Annotated in this window: 20 protein-coding genes; 19 read left to right on the top strand and 1 reads right to left on the bottom strand. The window is 37.4% G+C overall.

What is annotated here, in order from left to right:
- Nucleotides 1-74 precede the first annotated feature (74 nt).
- The 9 genes from RGU12_RS07835 (at nucleotide 75) to RGU12_RS07795 (ending at nucleotide 7,418) form a co-directional block, all read left to right on the top strand.
- Nucleotides 75-878, top strand: a complete 804-nt coding sequence (locus RGU12_RS07835; protein ID WP_309535578.1) for a class I SAM-dependent methyltransferase — start codon at nucleotides 75-77, stop codon at nucleotides 876-878.
- Nucleotides 879-1,424: 546 nt separating this feature from the next.
- Nucleotides 1,425-2,726: a group II intron reverse transcriptase/maturase gene (gene ltrA, locus RGU12_RS07830; protein WP_396232295.1), complete on the top strand. Its 1,302-nt coding sequence runs from the start codon at nucleotides 1,425-1,427 to the stop codon at nucleotides 2,724-2,726.
- A 254-nt stretch (nucleotides 2,727-2,980) separates the two neighbouring features.
- Nucleotides 2,981-3,451 carry a DUF1648 domain-containing protein gene (locus RGU12_RS07825; RefSeq protein ID WP_309535577.1) on the top strand — a complete coding sequence of 157 codons (471 nt, stop codon included), beginning with the start codon at nucleotides 2,981-2,983 and terminating at the stop codon, nucleotides 3,449-3,451.
- Between the two features lie 289 nt (nucleotides 3,452-3,740).
- Nucleotides 3,741-4,082 (top strand): PadR family transcriptional regulator, encoded by a 342-nt coding sequence (locus RGU12_RS07820; RefSeq protein WP_309535576.1) that lies wholly within the window; start codon nucleotides 3,741-3,743, stop codon nucleotides 4,080-4,082.
- Nucleotides 4,082-4,423 (top strand): DUF1048 domain-containing protein, encoded by a 342-nt coding sequence (locus RGU12_RS07815; RefSeq protein WP_309535575.1) that lies wholly within the window; start codon nucleotides 4,082-4,084, stop codon nucleotides 4,421-4,423. The genes RGU12_RS07820 and RGU12_RS07815 overlap by 1 nt, the downstream gene beginning before the upstream one ends.
- A gap of 497 nt (nucleotides 4,424-4,920) precedes the next feature.
- A complete protein-coding gene (locus tag RGU12_RS07810; protein WP_309535574.1) occupies nucleotides 4,921-5,049 on the top strand; it encodes a hypothetical protein in 129 nt (42 codons plus the stop codon).
- Between the two features lie 277 nt (nucleotides 5,050-5,326).
- Nucleotides 5,327-5,557 carry a hypothetical protein gene (locus tag RGU12_RS07805; RefSeq protein ID WP_309535573.1) on the top strand — a complete coding sequence of 77 codons (231 nt, stop codon included), beginning with the start codon at nucleotides 5,327-5,329 and terminating at the stop codon, nucleotides 5,555-5,557.
- Between the two features lie 1,294 nt (nucleotides 5,558-6,851).
- A complete protein-coding gene (locus tag RGU12_RS07800) occupies nucleotides 6,852-7,055 on the top strand; it encodes a transcription initiation factor TFIIIB (protein ID WP_309535572.1) in 204 nt (67 codons plus the stop codon).
- Nucleotides 7,056-7,076: 21 nt separating this feature from the next.
- A complete protein-coding gene (locus tag RGU12_RS07795) occupies nucleotides 7,077-7,418 on the top strand; it encodes a hypothetical protein (protein ID WP_309535571.1) in 342 nt (113 codons plus the stop codon).
- Nucleotides 7,419-7,714: 296 nt separating this feature from the next.
- On the opposite strand, the gene RGU12_RS07790 is transcribed toward RGU12_RS07795, so the two are convergent.
- Nucleotides 7,715-8,557 (bottom strand): MurR/RpiR family transcriptional regulator, encoded by an 843-nt coding sequence (locus tag RGU12_RS07790; RefSeq protein WP_309535570.1) that lies wholly within the window; start codon nucleotides 8,555-8,557, stop codon nucleotides 7,715-7,717.
- A gap of 157 nt (nucleotides 8,558-8,714) precedes the next feature.
- On the opposite strand from RGU12_RS07790, the gene RGU12_RS07785 reads away from it, so the two are divergent.
- From RGU12_RS07785 to RGU12_RS07740, 10 genes are all read left to right on the top strand, one after another.
- Entirely contained in the window at nucleotides 8,715-9,590 is an 876-nt protein-coding gene (locus RGU12_RS07785) for a DUF8171 family membrane protein (RefSeq protein ID WP_309535569.1), read from the top strand.
- Nucleotides 9,580-11,289, top strand: a complete 1,710-nt coding sequence (locus RGU12_RS07780; RefSeq protein WP_309535568.1) for an ABC transporter ATP-binding protein — start codon at nucleotides 9,580-9,582, stop codon at nucleotides 11,287-11,289. Before RGU12_RS07785 ends, RGU12_RS07780 begins: the two co-directional genes overlap by 11 nt.
- Nucleotides 11,276-12,094, top strand: coding sequence for an energy-coupling factor transporter transmembrane component T family protein (locus tag RGU12_RS07775; RefSeq protein ID WP_309535567.1), 819 nt, complete (start codon nucleotides 11,276-11,278; stop codon nucleotides 12,092-12,094). Before RGU12_RS07780 ends, RGU12_RS07775 begins: the two co-directional genes overlap by 14 nt.
- Before the next feature lie 15 nt (nucleotides 12,095-12,109).
- A complete protein-coding gene (locus RGU12_RS07770) occupies nucleotides 12,110-12,877 on the top strand; it encodes a PHP-associated domain-containing protein (RefSeq protein WP_309535566.1) in 768 nt (255 codons plus the stop codon).
- A 377-nt stretch (nucleotides 12,878-13,254) separates the two neighbouring features.
- A complete protein-coding gene (gene gucD / locus RGU12_RS07765; protein ID WP_309535565.1) occupies nucleotides 13,255-14,721 on the top strand; it encodes an alpha-ketoglutaric semialdehyde dehydrogenase GucD in 1,467 nt (488 codons plus the stop codon).
- A gap of 94 nt (nucleotides 14,722-14,815) precedes the next feature.
- Complete coding sequence (locus RGU12_RS07760; RefSeq protein WP_309535564.1) at nucleotides 14,816-15,766, top strand: U32 family peptidase; 951 nt, start codon at nucleotides 14,816-14,818, stop codon at nucleotides 15,764-15,766.
- Between the two features lie 354 nt (nucleotides 15,767-16,120).
- Complete coding sequence (locus RGU12_RS07755) at nucleotides 16,121-16,789, top strand: bifunctional 4-hydroxy-2-oxoglutarate aldolase/2-dehydro-3-deoxy-phosphogluconate aldolase (protein ID WP_309535563.1); 669 nt, start codon at nucleotides 16,121-16,123, stop codon at nucleotides 16,787-16,789.
- 250 nt (nucleotides 16,790-17,039) lie between these two features.
- A complete protein-coding gene (locus tag RGU12_RS07750; protein ID WP_309535562.1) occupies nucleotides 17,040-18,074 on the top strand; it encodes a TRAP transporter substrate-binding protein in 1,035 nt (344 codons plus the stop codon).
- Between the two features lie 15 nt (nucleotides 18,075-18,089).
- Entirely contained in the window at nucleotides 18,090-18,608 is a 519-nt protein-coding gene (locus RGU12_RS07745; RefSeq protein ID WP_309535561.1) for a TRAP transporter small permease, read from the top strand.
- A gap of 45 nt (nucleotides 18,609-18,653) precedes the next feature.
- Nucleotides 18,654-19,928 carry a TRAP transporter large permease gene (locus RGU12_RS07740; protein ID WP_309535560.1) on the top strand — a complete coding sequence of 425 codons (1,275 nt, stop codon included), beginning with the start codon at nucleotides 18,654-18,656 and terminating at the stop codon, nucleotides 19,926-19,928.
- Nucleotides 19,929-19,930 lie beyond the last annotated feature (2 nt).

Here is a 19,930-nt window from a genome sequence, read left to right as displayed (position 1 = left end):
AATTAACGCTACTTTTATAGAATTGGTTGAACTTAACGAAGCAGAATCGTTGCATAAACAAGGGAGGGTTTAATTTGGAGAACATTGAAACTGTGAGGAAATTTTATGATGATACAGTAAAGTATGAGTGGGAACGACTTGAACGCCACAAAGTAGAGTTTGAACTTACCAAACGCTATTTAAGCCGTTATATAAAGTCGGGGGACAAAGTGTTGGACCTTGGTGGTGGGCCAGGAAGGTATTCTTTATATCTTGCTGAACTTGGTTGTGATGTAACATTAGCTGATCTATCAGAAAAAAATGTTGAATTTGCATTGAATATAGCAAGTGAACAAGGCCTTGCACTTAAAGGATTACAAGTAGATGCACGAGATTTGTCTATTATTGAAGATAGTCAATTCGATTACGTTCTATGTATGGGACCAATGTATCATCTTAAAAATGAGGATGAACGAGCTAAGACCATAACAGAATGTCTAAAAAAACTAAAACCAAATGGGATTATTTTCGTAGCATTCATTTCTTCTTATTCATTTGTGTGGGATTATCTTATTCGTAATCCTGAAATTATTTTAAATAGCGACAGAAAGTTAGAGCTAAACAAAATTGTGGACGGTAAAGACTTTGAAGGAAAAGGGTTTTCAGATAACTTTTATATATCTCCTAAAAATGTACTTCCGTTTTTCAAACAATTTAATCTTGAAAAACTTCATTTACTAAATAGTGAAAGTTTCTTATACCTTCGTGAACCAGAATTACTCAAGCAGAAACAAGATGTTATAAATGCTTGGTTAGATTTGGCAGAGCAGGTATGTGAACGAGAGGATTTACTTAGTTTAGCTGAACATTTAATGTATATCGGAAAAAAAACGGAATGATTATACTTCAACTAACGGGTACGATGATCCAAGAAGGATAACGCACCTTTTTTGTTGGCGTGCCCAGGCAAGCCGTTAATTGCTAACTGGTGAAAGTCCAGTCTAGGTAAGAACCAAGTCGCCTAGTAGCTGACAGGCAGCTGGTGGAGTAATCCTAAGGTTGAAGCCCTGTGCCAGCAACTTTACAGGTTGTAACATAAAGTGAATCCTGCCGCCTCGTCAAGAGCAACCTGGAAACAGGACAAAGAGAAGTCGAGCCTTGCGACAAAGGGCGAAGACCATGGAAGGTGTGTGGAACTTGGAACAACACTCAAGAATCTCTCGGGGTATGGGGAACGACATGTAAAGACAGTAATCATCGGAACTGGGGAGACCCTACTTTACCCTTATGGTTAAGGAGAGAGAAAGCCTATAAGCAATTGCGAAATGGTGGACTGTAAAGAGGGAGTCGGAGGAGGTCATAGTACCAATGATTATCATGACAACACAACATGATATAGGGAAGGACCTCTACTTTGTTCATGTGTTTAAAGGAGGTAAGAGTAAGTGAATGCTATGAAATTAGCTAACTACACCGATGTAAAAGCTCAAGAACTTTGGAAAACACTATATCTATGTGCCAAGGAGAATCCGAAACGTAAGTTTCATGCTTTATATGATAAAGTATATCGACCAGATATATTACTAGAAGCCTGGAAGCGTGTAAAAAGAAAGAAAGGTAGTGGAGGAGTAGACGGGCAAACGATTGAAGAAATCGTTACTGAGTACGGGGAAAGAAATTTCTTAAATGAGCTATATACTCAGCTAAAAGAGAATAAATATAATCCAAGCCCTGTACTAAGAACGTATATTCCAAAGGAAAATGGAAAGAAGAGACCATTAGGGATTCCGACTATAAAAGACAGAGTGGTACAAATGGCTACAAAGTTGGTTATTGAACCGATATTTGAAGCAGATTTTCAAGAATGTTCTTTTGGTTTTCGACCAAGAAGAAATGCACATCAAGCTATGGCTAGCATAAGAAATGCAAGCAAAGGAAGTTCATGGGTAGTAGACATAGATATTCAAGGATATTTTGACAACATTAACCAAGAAAAGTTGTTAAAATTAATTGAACAGAAAATCAATGACCGCAGAATCTTAAAGTTAATCCGAAAATGGCTACGTGCTGGGATAATGGAAGAAGGAAATGTTAGAAATCCCCTAACGGGGACACCACAAGGAGGAGTGATTTCTCCTTTACTAGCAAATATTTATCTAAATACATTGGACAAGCTCTGGTTAAAGAAATTCCATCACCTAGGAGAACTCGTTCGTTATGCAGATGATCTTGTAATATTAACAAGAACAAAACAACAAGCGATTGAGAGTATACAAGTATTACAGTCAATTATGAAAAAGCTGGACTTGACTATTAATCGGGACAAATCAAGACTAGTCCACTTGTTTGATAATAAAGAGGGGTTTGATTTCCTAGGTTTCCACAATCGTAAATTCGAGGTACATAATAAAGGGGGAAGACCCTTTTACGCTATGGCTCACATTCCGAAGAAGAATGCCATGAAAAAGATGAGAGCAAAGATTAAGGCATATACAGAGCCAAGAACCAAGTTATATTTAGACATAAAAGAATTGGTAAAAGGCTTAAATAGAATACTGCAAGGTTATAAGAATTATTACAAGATTTCACCAATTGCATATAAGTGGCTAAATCAGATTGATTGGTATGTGCTCAAAAGGCTCACACTCTTTTACAACAAGAAAAGGAACATCAGAAGAAAACATGGTAACTTAAAGACTATTCGGGATGAAGTAAATCATTTAATCGTGAAACTTGCACTGAATTAACCGTAATGCACAAGAAAGAAGAACATCGGAAAGCCGTATGAGGGAAAACTTCACGTACGGTTTGATGAGGGGGAGCTGAAATTAAATGAAGATAGCGTAAGCTATCCCATTGAAATCAGTTCTCTACTCTACAAGCAATTGAACTAAAGGACAGATTAGTTTAACAAGAGTTTTCTTTAATTAGCCAATATTTAATTTAAATATGAGCAAATGGTTAGAGGTGTTCATTAAATTTTAAGGAGGAAGGTGATAAAGTGAGTAACAAACCCTTTAAAATAACTTTTTCAATCATATCAATCTCTATTTTTTGCTACCATATTTTTAATTTAGTCTCTCTTTGGACAACTATTCCAGATTCTATTGCTATACACTTTACTAATGATACGCCTGATAACTGGGGTTCCAAATACATCTTGTTGATAATGCCTATTTTAAGTATCATCGTTTGGTTTCTTATTGGTATATTAGTTAAAAAACCAGAAAAACTAAATTACGTCAATTTAACAGAAGCAAACAAAGAAATCCAGTTTTCAAGAGCTGAAAAAGTAATGATATTGATTCAAAGTTTTAGTTTTCTATTTTTAATATTAGCGAACGAGGCATTTCTTAGATATTCAGTCGGAATGGAGTCTAATATACCTTTTGTCACCTCGCTCACTCTACTGGCTCTTTGTTTAATTGCTCCCATATATCTCTTAATTTGGGCAGCAACTTTGAAATGCTAGATTATATTATTGAACTAAAAAGCATTAGTTGAAGAAGCCATTATAGAAAAATAGAACTTCAATATTTGGAAGTTCTATTTTTTATGTTGAATATCAACATTAAACGATAACAGAGCCTTTTATAAAAGGATCTTTACTAACGGAGCAGGATTGTTCAGGAAGATAATGATTTTTTCACTATTGACAGTCGATGCTACTCTGCGTTACTATATACTCAGTAATAAGTAATACTGAATACCGGTGATACAGAGTACTGAAGCATAAGCGAAATGCAATGGAGGAAGAACATATGGAAAATATTACGGAAATGCTGAAAGGGGTGCTTGAGGGTTGTGTGCTTGAAATAATCAGCCGTGGCGAAACATATGGCTATGAAATTACGCAACACCTTAGAGAACTTGGTTTCACTGATGTAGTTGAAGGAACGGTTTACACGATTACCATGCGCCTTGAGAAAAATAATCTAGTGAATATCGAGAAAAAGCCATCCACTATGGGACCTCCGAGAAAATTTTACACACTCAACGCAGCAGGTCAAGACAGGCTCGAAAATTTTTGGGGTAAATGGGACTTTATCTCGAGTAAACTTAACGAACTCAAAACGAAAAAAATCAAAAAGGAGAATGAATAATGAGTATATTTGATAAAATTATCGGAAGTCTGGATGATAAGCGGGAGTGGAAAGCGATGGAGGCACGTTCGAAGGCACTACCTAGTGAGTACTGTAACGCATACAAAGCTATCCAAAAATATATGTGGACTGCTGGTGGCGGTCCAACCGACTGGAAGGATACCAACCGTATTTTTTGCGGCATTCTCGACCTTTTTGAGGAAGGGGCAGCTGAAGGTAAGAAAGTTACTGACCTAACGGGCGAGGACGTGGCTGCTTTCTGCGACGATCTAGTGAAAGACGAGAAAACTTGGAGGGACAAATATCGCAAGAAGTTGAACGATACCATTGGTCGTGGCTAACGATAAAATCCAAGTGTTTGGTTCAATGAATTTTATTAAATTGAGAATATAACTCCAAACTTACTAAAGTTTATGGAAACAAAGTATTAAGCGGGTGCGTTGATCTAAGAAGGATTAATGCACTTTTTTGTTTAAAGTAACGGGTGCTTTCCTTAAAAAAGGAGTAGCACCCTTTTTGAAGAAGTTATTGTACTGACGGGGGAGGTTAGTAAAAAGTAGAAACTTTGTGTAAGGTTATTCGTAACTATTATTAGTCAGTTATGGTTCTGAAGAGAGGTGTGTAAGTTATCTATAAACCCTTTTATCATTGTTATATATTTAATCATATTAACGGGATGCTCGGATTTTCCTAAGTATATTGATGAAGATGTTGCTGCAATAGTAAGAGGAGAAGAGATATCAATTGGTGAATTACGTTTTTTATATCCTGATGCAGATATACTTAATATGATTGACGGGACCATAAAAGCTAAATTAGTAATACAGGAAGCAAAAAAATGAACATCAATGTAGCTAAAGAAGTAAAAGAAACGATTGAGGTGTTGGCTGATTATCCACCTGACCATATTGATACAGAGGCAGCAAATTCAATTCGTGAGTTTGTAGAACCACAGGCTAAAAGCTAAGACTGGCTCCAGAGGAGTATTATAAAAAATACATTGAGAAAACAACTGAAACAAGTGCGTATATAAATTGTTATATACAGGAAGTTTTAGGTGAACCAATTGATGATATTGAAAATATAATCAACAAGCAAATAAGCAACTCAATGAATTAGTTGAAGAAAATGATGAGACTAATCATCAATAACTAATGGAATTGCTTCTTCTACTATTGAAGCAGGAAAATTGAATAAAAAAGATTGAAACGAAATTAATTCACAAAAAAAGGGAGGTATAAAAGGTGGACTTATTACTCTGGATAACTATTGGTTTCATAATAATCGGATTTGTTGTTCTCACCTCTATGAAAAAAGGTATGGAAAGTAAGCTTGCTTTTATAAAAGCGAATAAGGAAGATGAGGAAAGTTCAAAAAAAGCTAAATCCATAATTTGGTGGATAGTGAGTGCCACAGCTTGGGGATTAGTGAGTATGTTTCTTGTTGTTTGGTGGTTTCATAATTACTTTGGATAACTGTTGGTTTCAAATGTATTTAAACAAACGCGTGCGTTGATTTATATTTATAATTGGAGCAACTGAATGGGGTAATAGAAAAGAGTTAAAGTACAAATATGTAAGAACTGGTAGTTTTATAGGCGTATTTATTTTGTTATATTTAGTTGTCACAGGTATACCTAACAACCAAAATAAATTTATTATAAAAAAACTAATAAAAAAGATAATCAATGATACTTTTCTATTTCTATTTTTGAATACAAATTTGCTTATTTGGTGACGTTTGCGTTGAGCTAATAGGGATTAACGCAATTTTTAATAGGATTTGTTAAACTAAAGGTACCAGGTTAGTTCAGAGTGTTCTTTAACTTGTGCTCAATAATCGGATCAAAATACTCATAAACTTCGAAGGAGAGAGGTAATGAAAAAGATATATAGGGCTACCCAAGTACTTTTAGTGATATTATTTATTGTGATCATTATGGTTAGTAGCTATTCTAAAACGGCAGTAAATGTATTAGGAATAATAGGTATAGTGGCTTCTTTGTTTTATATATATTTTCATAAGAAACTTAAAAGGGATTACGTTCAAGATTAAGTCAGCAATCGCACGACTGTTTAATAAGAGTCATTTTCTTATGATTTTAAACTTGTCTAATTTCGAAAAAAGACAATACTAAAGAGAACCCATCTCGCTTGTTTTAAAAAATTGAGAAAGCCGCAATTCATTGCTATGGATTGGTTGACTGAATCAAGGTCTGTATCAGTATTGACACTACCTAACCAATTTCATTCTCTTTGGCGAATCGCTGTTTTTTTGCGATTCATGAGAGGCTAAAGGGCGCTTTCTTAAAGAAGGAGAAGCGCCCTTTTTTATAGAATAGAAGTATCAGTACTATTGATGCAGTTTGGTACATTAAGAATATTTGTTAGAGGACTAAGGTTTTCGGAGGTAGGACTGTGGAGAGAAGAAATGTAAGAGTTTACTTTAGTTGAAATTCAGGGGGGAATGCCCATTTTTTGCTAAAGGGGGTTAGATGTATAAAATCAATAGTTAATCGTGTCTATTTTATCTTCAATGAACAATAATACGAGTCAAGAAGTCGTGTTTGGGCAGACTTCTATCATTCCATTTTTGGCAACGTTGTTAGTCGCAACCTTAGCCTACTTTATCTCTCAAAAATTATTTAAAATCACTAATAAATAGTTTAACCTAAAGGGTGCAAGAGTTGAAGAACAGGTGATTCAATCACTTGAAAGGAAATAACATAAGGATTTTCTTTTATTGAAATTATTACAAGGAGGTCTTCACATGAACCATTCTACGAAAGCAACAGTCTGTCCAAAATGTGGTGGAGAAGAATTGGGGAAAGGTAAACATAGTGGATATGCAACTATGTACCCAGAAAATAAGATGAGCTTAGGGTCTGTAATTGAATACATAATTTGTACTGAATGTGGATATATCATCGAAAGCTATGTAAAAAAGCCAGAGAAATTTAAGGGGACACTTTAGATGCTGAGGGGGACCTATCAATTGGATGAAAGTGCACAAAAATTACTTACACTTTCAAAATGGACATACTGCATGTTGTATGCCCCTTTATTCGGCTATACAATAAATCAAGATTTATATTTCTTATGGGTGGCTATGTTGTTTGCTGGTGGAGTCCTGCTACTATTTAAACATCGGTTAATACGACAAAATATGAGAAATAAAATAACGCTAATTGATCTAATTTCTATTTTGGGATTGATCTATGTTGTTTTTTCCGACATCAATTTAAGGATCTTTTTCAGACAAGTAATTTTCTTCGTAGTAGTAACAATTTTCATTATTAGTTATAACAAATTATTATATGCGGGGAAATTAACGTAAAGGGATTTTTAAGGATTAAGCCCTCCAGGTTAAAATAAGTAGTTCAGTTGTTGTGGAGAAAACTTAAAATAACAGGCTGAATTACCCTGTAAATAGCACACAAAAAAACTTAAAGTTTATGACTCTAAGTTTTTTTATGAGACAACCTTATTTCATTTAAAGCCACAAACTTTACGAAAAAAACCTTATTATAAAATCAGCAAGTCTATTCGCGCTAAAATAGAAGAGTCAACTCTGATAGAATTTCTCTGCTATTTCAGGTGATTTCATATGCGTTATCCAACTTCCACCCCTTCTTACCGCAATCGAGGTAATTGATCCTTGTATGTTTTTCGTAATTCGCTAAGCTGCTCCAAATTTCGTAACGATTGTTCCTCTAAGAATTGACCAATACCGAGAATGAAGCTTTCAATTAAAAATGTGGGAGCTATCATTGAGTGAAACTCCCATAGTTCTCCCCGGTTTGTGTAGAAAATATAATCTCCTTGGTCTTGAAAGTCAGAAATCAGTTGATCTGTGATGATGATGGTTTTATAGTTTTTCTTTTTTGCGTAGTCAAGAATGACATAGGCTTCTTTTGTCATGGAAACAAATCCAAATAAAAACACCACGTCCTCATTTTGAATATGCAATAGAGATTCAAATAATTCATGGCCACTCTTTGGGACGATTTCAATATCCAAACCAAATCGCTTTAAGCGATGCTTCATCAGGACAGCGATTCCTTCAGCAGAGGAAGGCGCGTGAATATAAAGTCGCCGACACGTAGACATCAGGGCAATGGCTTCCTTAAATCGTTTTACATCGAGTTCCTCCAGTGTATGTGTAATCTGGAGGTCCATGATTGATAACAAATGTTCATGGATTTTTACCTGTTGTTTTTGGATTTGTGTTAATGAATGCTCTAGCTTTTTCTCGGGTGCTATTTGTTCATTTTGAATGATATCGGATTTAAAGGCTTTAAAATTTTCATAGCCGATTTTTTTCCAGAAACGAGAAATCGTTGCATTGCTTATCCTCAATTCCTTCGCAAGCTCTGTTTCAGAATAGTATAAAATACGATCTCCCATTTTCTTGATGAAATCTGCAATTTTCATTTGATTTGTAGTTAGTTGTGATACATCACAAGAAAAGTTCATTACAATCTCCTCCAGTATTAATGTAACACAAAATGAAAAATTTTTTTCATTAAGATTATTTTGAAAATAAATTACAATTTCCATATAAATCCTTAATACTAGATTTACAATCATTACCTACAATGAAGTTGATATAAAACATGGGGAGGGATTTATTATGGTAACGAAGCCATACGAATTAACGCAGTCTCAAAAAATGATGGTTTTTATTTTATCAATGTGTCTTTACGGGTTAAGCAACATGTTTACAGAATTGGTTCCTTCAGTAAACTTAGGTCCAATTGAATTGTCCATTGACGCTTTTGCATTTATACCTTTAACATTATGTATTTTGTTTCATCCGCTTTATGCTGCGATTGGTGCATCAACTGGTGAAATCATCTTTGGTGAACTTATGCTTGGACAATTTGGTGGAATTGGGGAAATTGAAAAGTTTATACTTTTTTCACTTGGAATGGCAATCGGTGGTATGATCGTTCGCAATCCTAAAAATGCAGCACAGGTCGGATTTGCTGCGATCGCAGGTTACGGTATTTTTCTCGTGATTGCTACGGTGGTTGACATTTTAAAGGTTGTCATTGGGGTAGAAGATTTCGAAGCAGTCGAAGGCTTGGCAGAGAGTATCTTTGTGGTCGAAGGGGTAGAGTTTCTAACGGATTTAATCTTCTCTGGAACATTATTTGTTTTACTTCCAACGATGTATTTAGTACCGCGATTATATGGAAAAATTGAACCATTACTAGGAATGAAGCCTCGCACAAGTCAAGTTCGAGTTTCAGCAGGAAAAGTATTTACACCGAGATTTGTGATTACTGCCATTATTTTATCTCTTGTAGCTTTTGGTGCCGAAACCCTAAGTGAAATGGATATTGAATTTGCGGTTTGGGAGCCAGAGTTTGTTGATGTATATGGTGATATGGTGATTTGGATTGTAATTGGTGTTGCAGCTATTTGTTCATTGGGCATCATTTTATTCTTATTGAAAAAAGGTAAGGAAAACAAATCAAATGAGGATATCAACCGTGCAGGCTAAACCATTCGTTAAGATTCAAAATGTATGTTTTCAATATCCTGGTAGTGATACCAAAGTTTTAAATGGGGCTTCTTTAACGATAGAGGAGGGGGAGTTCCTCGCGATTATCGGTGGAAATGGTTCTGGTAAATCAACTCTTTGTAAAACGATGAATGGGCTTATACCCCAATTTTATGTTGGTGAATTTTCGGGGAACGTTGTTGTTGATGGATTAGATACGTCTGAGCATGATGTGGCAAAGCTTTCACAAGTAATTGGATATGTGTATCAGGACTTTGAAAATCAATTATTACGTCCCACCGTTATCGATGACGCATCTTTTGCACCGTTAAATTATGGGTTAGCTGATTTTAAAGAACGTGGGAAATGGGCGTTAGAGGTAACCGGACTTTCTGACGTAGCGAATGAGTTTACCTGGCAGTTAAGTGGGGGGAAAAAGCATTTACTTGCGTTGGCAGGCGCAATTGCGATGAAACCAAAACTATTAATAGTAGATGAGCCAGTGTCCCAGCTTGATCCCTATCATGCAAGGCAAATTTATGATGTCTTAAAAAAGCTAAATGAAACATATGGGATCACGATTATCACGATTGAACATCATGCAGAATTTATTGCAGACTATTGTAGCAATGTCGTGTTGATGGATAAGGGGAAAGTGCTCTGGAAGAAACAGGCACGTGATGCCCTTTCGAGAGTAGAAGAGTTGGTTTCCCGACAAATCTATCCACCACAGGTTACTTTAGCAGCTTATCATGTGAATAAAAATGCTGAATATCCGATTACTATAGAAGAAGCTGTTGATTATTTTAGCGGGAGAATACCTGTTGTTGATGAGCTAGAGAACGTAAAACAAGAGAGTACAAACCCCATTCTTTCATTACGGGATATTACAGTTCACTACCGTTCCATTCAAAAACAACCAAAGGCTGCGCTAAAAAACGTTTCGACGACATTTTTTAAGGGAGATAAGGTTGCTTTGGTTGGAAACAATGGTTCGGGTAAATCTACTCTCTTAAAAGTCATAAGTGGGATTGTGAAACGTTCAGATGGAGATATTGAGTTTACGGATCTTCCAATCACGAAGTTTACGCCTGAAGTCATGTCAAACCATGTCGCCTATATTTATCAAAATCCAGAGGAAATGTTTATTGATGATAGTGTTCGAAAGGAAATCGAATATTACTTAAAAGCGAGAAAAGTGGAGGATTATTCAACAAAAGTTGATCGGATTTTGGCTGATTTCGATTTAATTGACTTGCAAGATCGAGATGCCCGTTTATTAAGCGGTGGTCAACAACGACGTGTTTCTCTGGCGATTGGTGTTGCGATGAGTCCATCTATCATTATTTTAGATGAGCCTACTGCCAATCTAGATATTGCTACGAAAAATAAAGTAGTTTTGATGCTTAAGAAGCTTGAAGAACATGTCGATACAGTGATTATTGCGACACATGATATGCAGCTTGTGGCGGAATGGGCGAATCGGATTCTCGTCATGCACGATGGTCAACTCATTAATGACGGTCCAACGGAAGAGGTATTATCTCATGAAGACATTTTGAATCGTGCTGGTTTAATTGTTCCACAGATCGTTACGCTTAGTAATCAACTTCAGTTTCCAATCCATTTAACAGTGGAATCCTTTGTTGAATGTTGGAAACTAGCTAAAGAACGAGGTGAATTAGTTGGAACTGGCTAAATTTTTTCAAGATAAGCTTTCCCTAGAATATATAAAAAATGAGCTTGTTAGAACAGCCTATAGCGTGGAAGAGAACATGTTAACCAGGCTTGATCCGCGTGTCCTTCTCATTTGGTATTGTTATTTTGGGATTGTTCCTTGGTTCATTTATAGCCACACAATCTTAGTCGGCTATTTTATCTTTATGGTTTTCTTAACCTATAAAGCAAAGGTTAGCCCACTTATTCTTACTGTTCTTATTTTGGGCTTAATAGGAGAGGTTGGTCTATTATTTCTCCTCTCTCTATTATTTGGTGGGAACATCGAGGCCATGCTACCTATGTTCTGGTTAAGTATTAAACTAGCTAGCATTTCCCTAGCAAGTGTTTCTGTATTTTCAAGTTTGAATCCTGAAAAATTCAGTGACGCCCTACTGAGACTGGGCTTTCCTGATAAGCTTTCCTTTAGTATTGCCTATGGCTATCGTATTTTGCCAACTCTTTTCGAGGAATTTCAACAAATTATTTTATCCTATCGATTAAGAGGGAAATCGCCTTCACGGAGTGGACTGCTTTACTGGCGAAAGATTGTCTATTTATTACGAATCTTTATTCGGTCTTTTTACCCGTTAATGCTAAATACGGCAAAGCGTTCGCGCACAACGGTAGAAGCATTGGAAACAAAAGGTTTTACTTATGGAACCAATAATCGCAAGCTCATCCAATTAAAGACGAGTTATTTAAAACTAACCTATTTGGATTATGCATTTATTTTAATAACATTCTTCTATTTACTGATTGTTCATAGTTTACATTTTGTTCTATAAAAGGAGTGCGGTACATTGAAATTTGATTTTCATACACACGGAAAGCTAGCAAAGGCATTTGACTTTTCGGTCGAATATTATATACAAATGGCAAACCATGCTTTAGAAAGCGGGTTAGATGGTCTAGCGTTAACCGAACATTTTAATACGAAAAATTTTCATGAGGTTTATGACAAATTAGATGAGCATTTCCCTTACCAGGATGGATATTATAACATTTTAGGATTAAAAGTCTTTCCAGGCATGGAAGTGGATATCAAAGAAGTTGGGCATATCCTCTGTATTGGTGATCGTTCGGATATTCGGTCATTACGAGATGATTTAGAGGGGTATACGGAAAAAGAAGCGTTTGTCCCATTTGCTAGATTATTAGAATTTGTATCTCGCTATGAGATGCTGGTTATCGGTGCACATCCATTTAGACCAAGTACCCCATTGAAGGATTTACATTCAGCTTTACTCATTCAATTAGATGCTTTTGATTTAAATGGCAAGGACCTGCATACACGAGGAATCGAGAAAAACCAAGAGGATGTCCATTCATTTGCGTTGGATCTTGGTAAACCAGTTGTTGGTGGAAGTGACACGCATCATTTTAAACAGTTTGGTGCCGTTTATACGGAGCTTGAAAAAACATGTTCAACGGTCAAGGAATTAAAGGATGTTATTTCAAACCAAGAGTTCACGATTGAAGTTGCAAATGACTTGCATGAACGAGTCTCAGAAGCGATTCGATTAAAAGCGATTGAAAAGGCTAAGTTGGAATTGGAAAGCGTGAAGTAATAAAAAATCAAGATACTTGTTAGGTAAAGCCAGCGGATTGAACGCTGGTTTTTTAATATTTAAGCTTAAAAAGAACGTTAGTAGTTAAAGTGAAATATTTTTGCATCTTACCCCAAATCCCTCTAATCGTCTTCAATAAAAGCATCTCCGCGCTTATCCAATTTTTTTATGAAAATGTGTTTGAAAATTTAAACAAGTGTGATAAAATGGCCTTAGTTTAGAATACATAAACTGAGTTTTATAATGTAAAACAAAATCTTCTGATTCTCCTTGTTAAACCATACTCAAAGATCAAGCTCAAGGAAGTTCCCGCAAGCATTAGAAAAGCAAAAACCAAGTGTTATGAAAAAATTTAAAAATAAAAGGAGTGCGCTTTCATGAAAACTGAAATGAAGGAAAAAACGTACAAAAACTTTATTAACAATCAGTGGGTTGAGTCTGCATCAGAGGAAACCATCAAAAGTATAAACCCAGCAAATAAAGAAGAAATTGTCGGATATGTTCAAAGTTCCACGGTTGAGGATCTTGATCAAGCTGTGCAGGCTGCACATAAGGCAAAAAAGATATGGCGCAAGCTAGGGCAGGCAGCTAGGGGTCAAATTCTATACAAAGTGGCAAATATCCTTGAAGAAAACCTGGAAGATATTGCTGAAACGATGACTAGAGAAATGGGTAAAACTCTCCCTGAGGCAAAAGGTGAAACGGCCCGTGGCGTTGCGATTCTTCGCTATTATGCAGGGGAAGGTATGCGGAAGGACGGAGATGTTATTCCATCATCTGATAAGGATGCGCTTATGTTTACCAAGCGAACGCCTCTTGGGGTGGTTGGGGTCATTACTCCTTGGAATTTTCCAGTCGCCATTCCCATTTGGAAGATAGCACCTGCCCTTGTATATGGAAACACAGTTGTATTTAAACCGGCAACAGAAGCAGCAGTAACTGCTGCAAAAGTAGTTGACTGCTTTGCTAAAGCAGGGCTTCCTGAGGGGGTCATTAATTTTGTAACAGGGTCTGGTTCTGTCATTGGCCAGAAACTGATTGATCATCCGCTCTTAAATGCGATTACCTTTACTGGTTCTGAAACTGTGGGTGAATCTGTCGCTAAATCTGCAGCAAGCCGAGGAATCAAGTTTCAGTTAGAGATGGGAGGAAAGAATCCGGTCATTGTTACGAAGGATGCCAATTTAGATAGTGCCGTTGAGGCCGTTATTAGTGGGGCTTTTCGATCTACTGGTCAAAAATGTACGGCTTCAAGCCGCGTCATTGTTGAGTCAGAGGTTTACGAGGCATTTAAAGAAAAGTTGATTCAAGAAACAGAAAAAATAACAGTTGGATCTGGTTTAAAAGAGGGAATATGGATGGGACCTTGTGCAAGTGAAAGCCAGTTCCGTACCGTAATCAAGTATATCGAACAGGGAAAAGAAGAGGGAGCTTCTCTTATATGTGGTGGAGAACCATTGACAAGCGGTGAGCATGCGAACGGATATTATGTCACTCCAACAATTTTTGAAAACGTAACACCAGAAATGAGCATTGCGCAGGAGGAAATTTTCGGTCCGGTCATCGCTCTGTTTAAAGTAACTGATTTAGAAGAAGCGATTGACCTTGCAAACGAAACAAAGTACGGATTAAGTGCGTCAATTTTCACCACGAATATTGGTTCACTCCTTGAGTTTATCGATGAAATCGAAGCGGGCCTTGTCCGAATTAATGCTGAAAGTGCTGGTGTAGAACTTCAGGCGCCATTTGGAGGCATGAAGGCATCTAGCACCGGATCACGTGAACAAGGAGAAGCGGCGAAAGAATTCTATACTTCTATTAAAACTGTATTTATTAAGGGGTAATCTAAACGAATTGAAGGGGGATTCTGAATTTAGAACCCCCCTATGATGCTGCCTTGACTTTAAATAATCGAAATAGGAAAAGAGGGAATTTCAGATGAATGAATCCAGAGAGTTATTAGAAAAACTAGGTTATCCATCCACTGATTTAACAGAACTCCCTACCTCCAATAAAAGATTTCCAGACGGGGCTCAATACCGAATTGAACTGCCAAGTGTTGAAGGGCCTGTGGCGTTAGAAGAAACGTTAAAGGAAATCGATCATTATGGGTTAACGATTCACCGCGTTTCACAAGGAAGCGGCATCATGTTGCAAACGGACGAGGAAATTAAGGAAATGTGCCGAATGACTGCTGAAAGAGGAATGGAACTTAGCCTGTTTGTCGGCCCGAGGGGTACATGGGATATTAGTGCACAGCCATTCACGAGCGGCGGGAAATCCATAGGTTTGCGTCATGAAGGAGCCGATCAGCTTGTCTATGCGATGGAAGATTTAAAAAGAGGAGCTAAACTTGGACTCAGAAGTGCATTAATTGCTGATGAAGGTCTTTTACTACTGACGAAGGAAATGAAAAAATCCGGTCAGCTACCAGAGGATTTTGTTGTAAAAGTGTCAGTGCAAATGGGCGCCGCCAACCCAGTCTCTGTAAAATTGATGCAGGACCTTGGGGCAGGAACGTATAATGTACCAACTGCGCTAACGCTACATAAGTTAGCTTCCATCCGCCAGGCCATTGATATTCCCATTGATTTGTATGTTGAGGTACCAGATAATTTCGGAGGTTTTCTCCGCTATTATGAAATTCCAGAAATCATTCGTGTATTGGCCCCTGTATATATCAAATTTGGTTTGCGTAATCATCCTGATGTCTATCCATCTGGTAAGCAATGGGAAAGCACCAACGTCTCACTAGTCAAAGAGCGTGTGCGCCGTGCTGCGTTGGGAATCCAAATGATCGAGCGCTATTACCCTGATGCTGTAACATCCAAGCTTGGTGCTGAAGGACTGGGCATTCCGAAAATGATTTCTGAGTCTGCGCCGATATAAAAGATTCAGTAATAAGTCCTCTCGTAGCCTATGATTTCAAATCCTGGCAATCTGATTCCCACAGGTACTCCACAAGACGGTGTCAGTATAGGAAGAAATCCTTACGTATGGTTAAAAGAAGGGGTCCAATTATCTATTGAAGATATCGGAACCCTTCTAAATGATGTTAATACACATAATTCTACCAATGAATTACTCTATTTTATCCTCTTAGTAAAACACACTATTAACTAGCAAACACTCTTCTATGAATAGCAAAATTCGACCATCTTGCAATCATTTTATCATTTTTATCAATAGATTTGATTCTGAAGAGAATCTATTAAAAACGTAAATATGAAACGGAGGAAATCCATGACTCATCATAACCTGGCTTACCTATTAGAATCAGGTGTTATTGCTGTTGTTCGTAAAGTCAGTCGGGAAAAAGTGCTTCAGGTTGTGTCCTCTCTCATTGCAGGAGGAATTACCGGCATTGAAATCACAATTGATTCAGATGACGCATTGGGGGCTATTCAGGAGGTAAAAAACACATTTGGGGAAAAGGCAGTAATTGGAGCAGGCACTGTACTCAACTCCCAGTCAGCTGAAATGGCGATTGAGGCGGGGGCAGAATTTATTTTTGCGCCAACCTTAAATAGGGGAACGATTGAGCTAGCCAAGGGATACAAGAAAATAGTAATCCCTGGTGTTTTCACACCAACTGAGATTCTGCAGGCATATGAGTGGGGAGCAGATATTGTAAAAGTTTTCCCGGCGAGTACATTGGGGCCTGATTTTATTAAACAAATTCGCGGACCTTTAGGTCACATACCGATGATGCCAACTGGAGGGATTACCCTTGAGAATACGAAGGATTTTATCTCAGCGGGATCTGTTGCTGTGGGGGTTGGCGGTGCTCTACTAAGGAAAGACCTTATAGACAAGAATGAGTGGGAATCATTAACCTCACTTGCACAGCAGTTTGTTCAAAAAGTTAAGGATGCAAGAAGTGAAGAAGTAGTTATAGAAAAAAGTGGATAAAAAACCCGTAAAAATTATTGACAAGTCAGAAAATTTACATTATATTACGTTTAGGTTAGTTTTATATATTGGAATTAAGTTTTATAATATAAAACAAAAAAAGATATCCTCTTTATTTTTTAACGATTTCTCATAACTTAGTTTTATAATGTAAAACAAATGTTAGGGAGGTGCTTATCCGAGTTCTTAGTTATTGAACATTTTGTTATCGCTTACATTTTATCCTCAATGAAAAAAAGGAGTTGGTAAGATGAATAAGAAATTTTCATTTTTAGGGATTTTAATCCTCATTACATCATTGTTCCTCACCGCTTGTGGAGGTACAGAAAAATCCAATTCTGAACAAGGAACCGGCAATGAATCTCAAAAAACGATTAAAGTCGCACATTATTTTGCAGAAGATCATCCACAGAACTTAGCCCTCAAAGAAAAATTCAAGAAGATTGTTGAAGAAGAATCAAAAGGAAGCTTAAAGGTTCAAATATTCCCGAATAGTACGCTTGGTGCTGAAAAGGAGTTCTATGACGGAGTCCGAAACGGCACGATTGAAATGGGGATTCCTGGTTTAATCATGCAAGCGGATATTCCAAAAATGGCTGTCCCTGAATGGCCATTCCTTTTTAAAGACTTTGAACACGTGAAAGCTGTATTAAATGGTCCGATAGGTGAAGAATTAACAGCCGACCTTGAAAAAGAACATGGTGTAAGACCATTGGCTTGGAGTGCCAACGGCTTCCGAATGTTTTCATCAAATAAACCGATTAAAAACTTGGAGGAATTTGATGGACTTCGCTTAAGGATGCCAAATATTCCAAACTACATTACTCTTGGGAAATTACTTGGAGCAAATGTAACACCACTACCTATTTCAGAAATATTTTCTGCATTAGAACAAAATGTTGTGGATGGCCAAGACAATCCGATTGCAACACTTCGAGCATCAGGATGGTATGAAGTACAGAGCGACGTTCTGGAATCTAAGCATATGTTCAGTCCGAATGTCTATATCATTAATACTCAATTCTGGAACAGTTTATCCGAAGAACAGCAACAGATTATAGAAAAAGCTTCAAAGACTGCTGCAGAATATGAATTCGAACTACTGGAAAAGAGCTATGAAGAAGACAAGAAATTTCTCGAAGAACACGGTGTCAACTTTACGACTCCATCTGAAGAGTTCTCACAAGATATGGAAAAGGCAGCCGAGCCTTTATACGATGAAATCTATAAAAAATACGATTGGGCCAAAGATTTGGTTGAAAGGGTCAAAGCTGAAGCCGACTAAAGGAGGGAATTATGCATGTTACAAAAACTCAGCAAAGTCTGTATAAAAATCCTCAATGTGAGTATTTCTTTATCCCTAGCTACGATGTCAATTCTCGTTTTTGGAAATGTTATTCTTCGTTACATTTTCAATTCAGGCATTACATGGTCGGAGGAAATGTCTAGATTTCTGTTTGTGTGGATGGTGTTCCTTGGTGCGATTGCCTGCCTGAAGGATAATATGCATCTTGGTGTCGATGTTGTTGTCAATGCGCTGCCGATAAAATTAAAGAAAATAGCATTTGTTATTAGTAATTTATTAGTGTTATATGTTTTATGGCTATTACTTGTCGGCAGCTGGAAAATGACATTGTTAAATATGAACAGCACCGCCCCAGCAACAGGACTTCCGCTTTCATTTCTTTATGGAATAGGGGTTATTACCAGTATTGCAATGGCCTTGATTATTATCATCAGAATGATTCAGGCATTTACTTCAAAGTCCAATTCACAATTTAGCATCATTTCTACCACTGAGGAAGTTATAAAACCATAAAACTACTAAACGAATAGAAACATATTTCCGAAAGGAGGCAAATGTATGGTTGCTGTTTTTCTTGGCTCGTTGTTTGGGACACTTGCACTTGGGGTGCCTATCGCCTTTGCATTAATTCTTTGTGGCGTTGCTATTATGTTTACTTTAAATATGCTGGATGCACAAATTGTAGCGCAGAACCTCATCAATGGAGCAAATAACTTTTCACTTATGGCGATCCCGTTTTTTGTGCTAGCAGGGGAATTGATGAACGCGGGAGGTATTTCTAAGCGGATTGTCGAATTTGCCATGTCCTTGGTCGGCCATATTAGAGGAGGGCTTGGGTATGTAGCCATCATTGCAAGTATTTTGTTTGCAGGGCTGTCCGGCTCAGCAGTAGCTGATACGGCTGCGCTTGGCGCCATTTTAATACCGATGATGATTGCTAGGGGTTACGATGTTAATCGCTCTACGGGATTAATTTGTGCTTCAGGAATTATTGCACCTGTTATTCCTCCTAGTATTCCAATGATTATTTTTGGGGTAACCGCAGGTGTTTCAATCACTCAATTATTTATGGGTGGAATTGTTCCGGGCATCATGATGGGTGCTGGACTCATTACCGCATGGACTTTTATTGCTCGAAAAGATAAAAGTGAACTTCCAAAACGACAATCATCGAAAGAGATTTTACAGTCTACTACAAAAGCAATTTGGGCTTTGTTTCTTCCAGTTATCATCATTGGCGGTTTAAGGGGAGGAATTTTTACACCTACAGAAGCGGCTGTGGTAGCTGCATTCTATGCCTTATTTGTCGGGCTTTTTATTTACCGTGAATTGCAATTGAAGGATCTACATAATGTCCTTGTTGCGGCAGCAAAGACGACTGCGGTGGTTATGTTCGTTGCAGCAGCGGCAATGGTATCTGCTTGGATGATCACCGTTGCGGACGTTCCTGGACAAATGGCAGAAGCTCTTGGTGGGCTGATTGAACATCCTTTAATGTTGCTATTATTGATTAACTTAATTTTATTGGCTATTGGGCTTGTCATGGATCTTACACCAGCTATTTTAATCTTTACACCGGTATTTCTGCCGCTTGTAAAGATGGCCGGAATTGACCCTGTGTATTTCGGAATTATTATGGTAATTAACTTGTGTATTGGCTTAATTACTCCGCCAGTCGGAACGGTCCTATATGTCGGATGCGGAATCAGTAAAATCAATATCATTGAATTGACAAAAGGGATATGGCCGTTTGTTCTAGTTCATATTATTGTCCTTATTCTTTTAATACTATTTCCTTCTATTATTATGGTTCCGCTTGATTTATTAACGTAATT

The organism is Ferdinandcohnia sp. QZ13, assembly GCF_031324165.1.
In the GTDB taxonomy this organism is placed as follows: Bacteria; Bacillota; Bacilli; order Bacillales; family Bacillaceae_L; genus Ferdinandcohnia.
The sequence above is the reverse complement of the archived record's forward strand: the minus strand, read 5'-3'. Positions and strand labels throughout refer to the sequence as shown.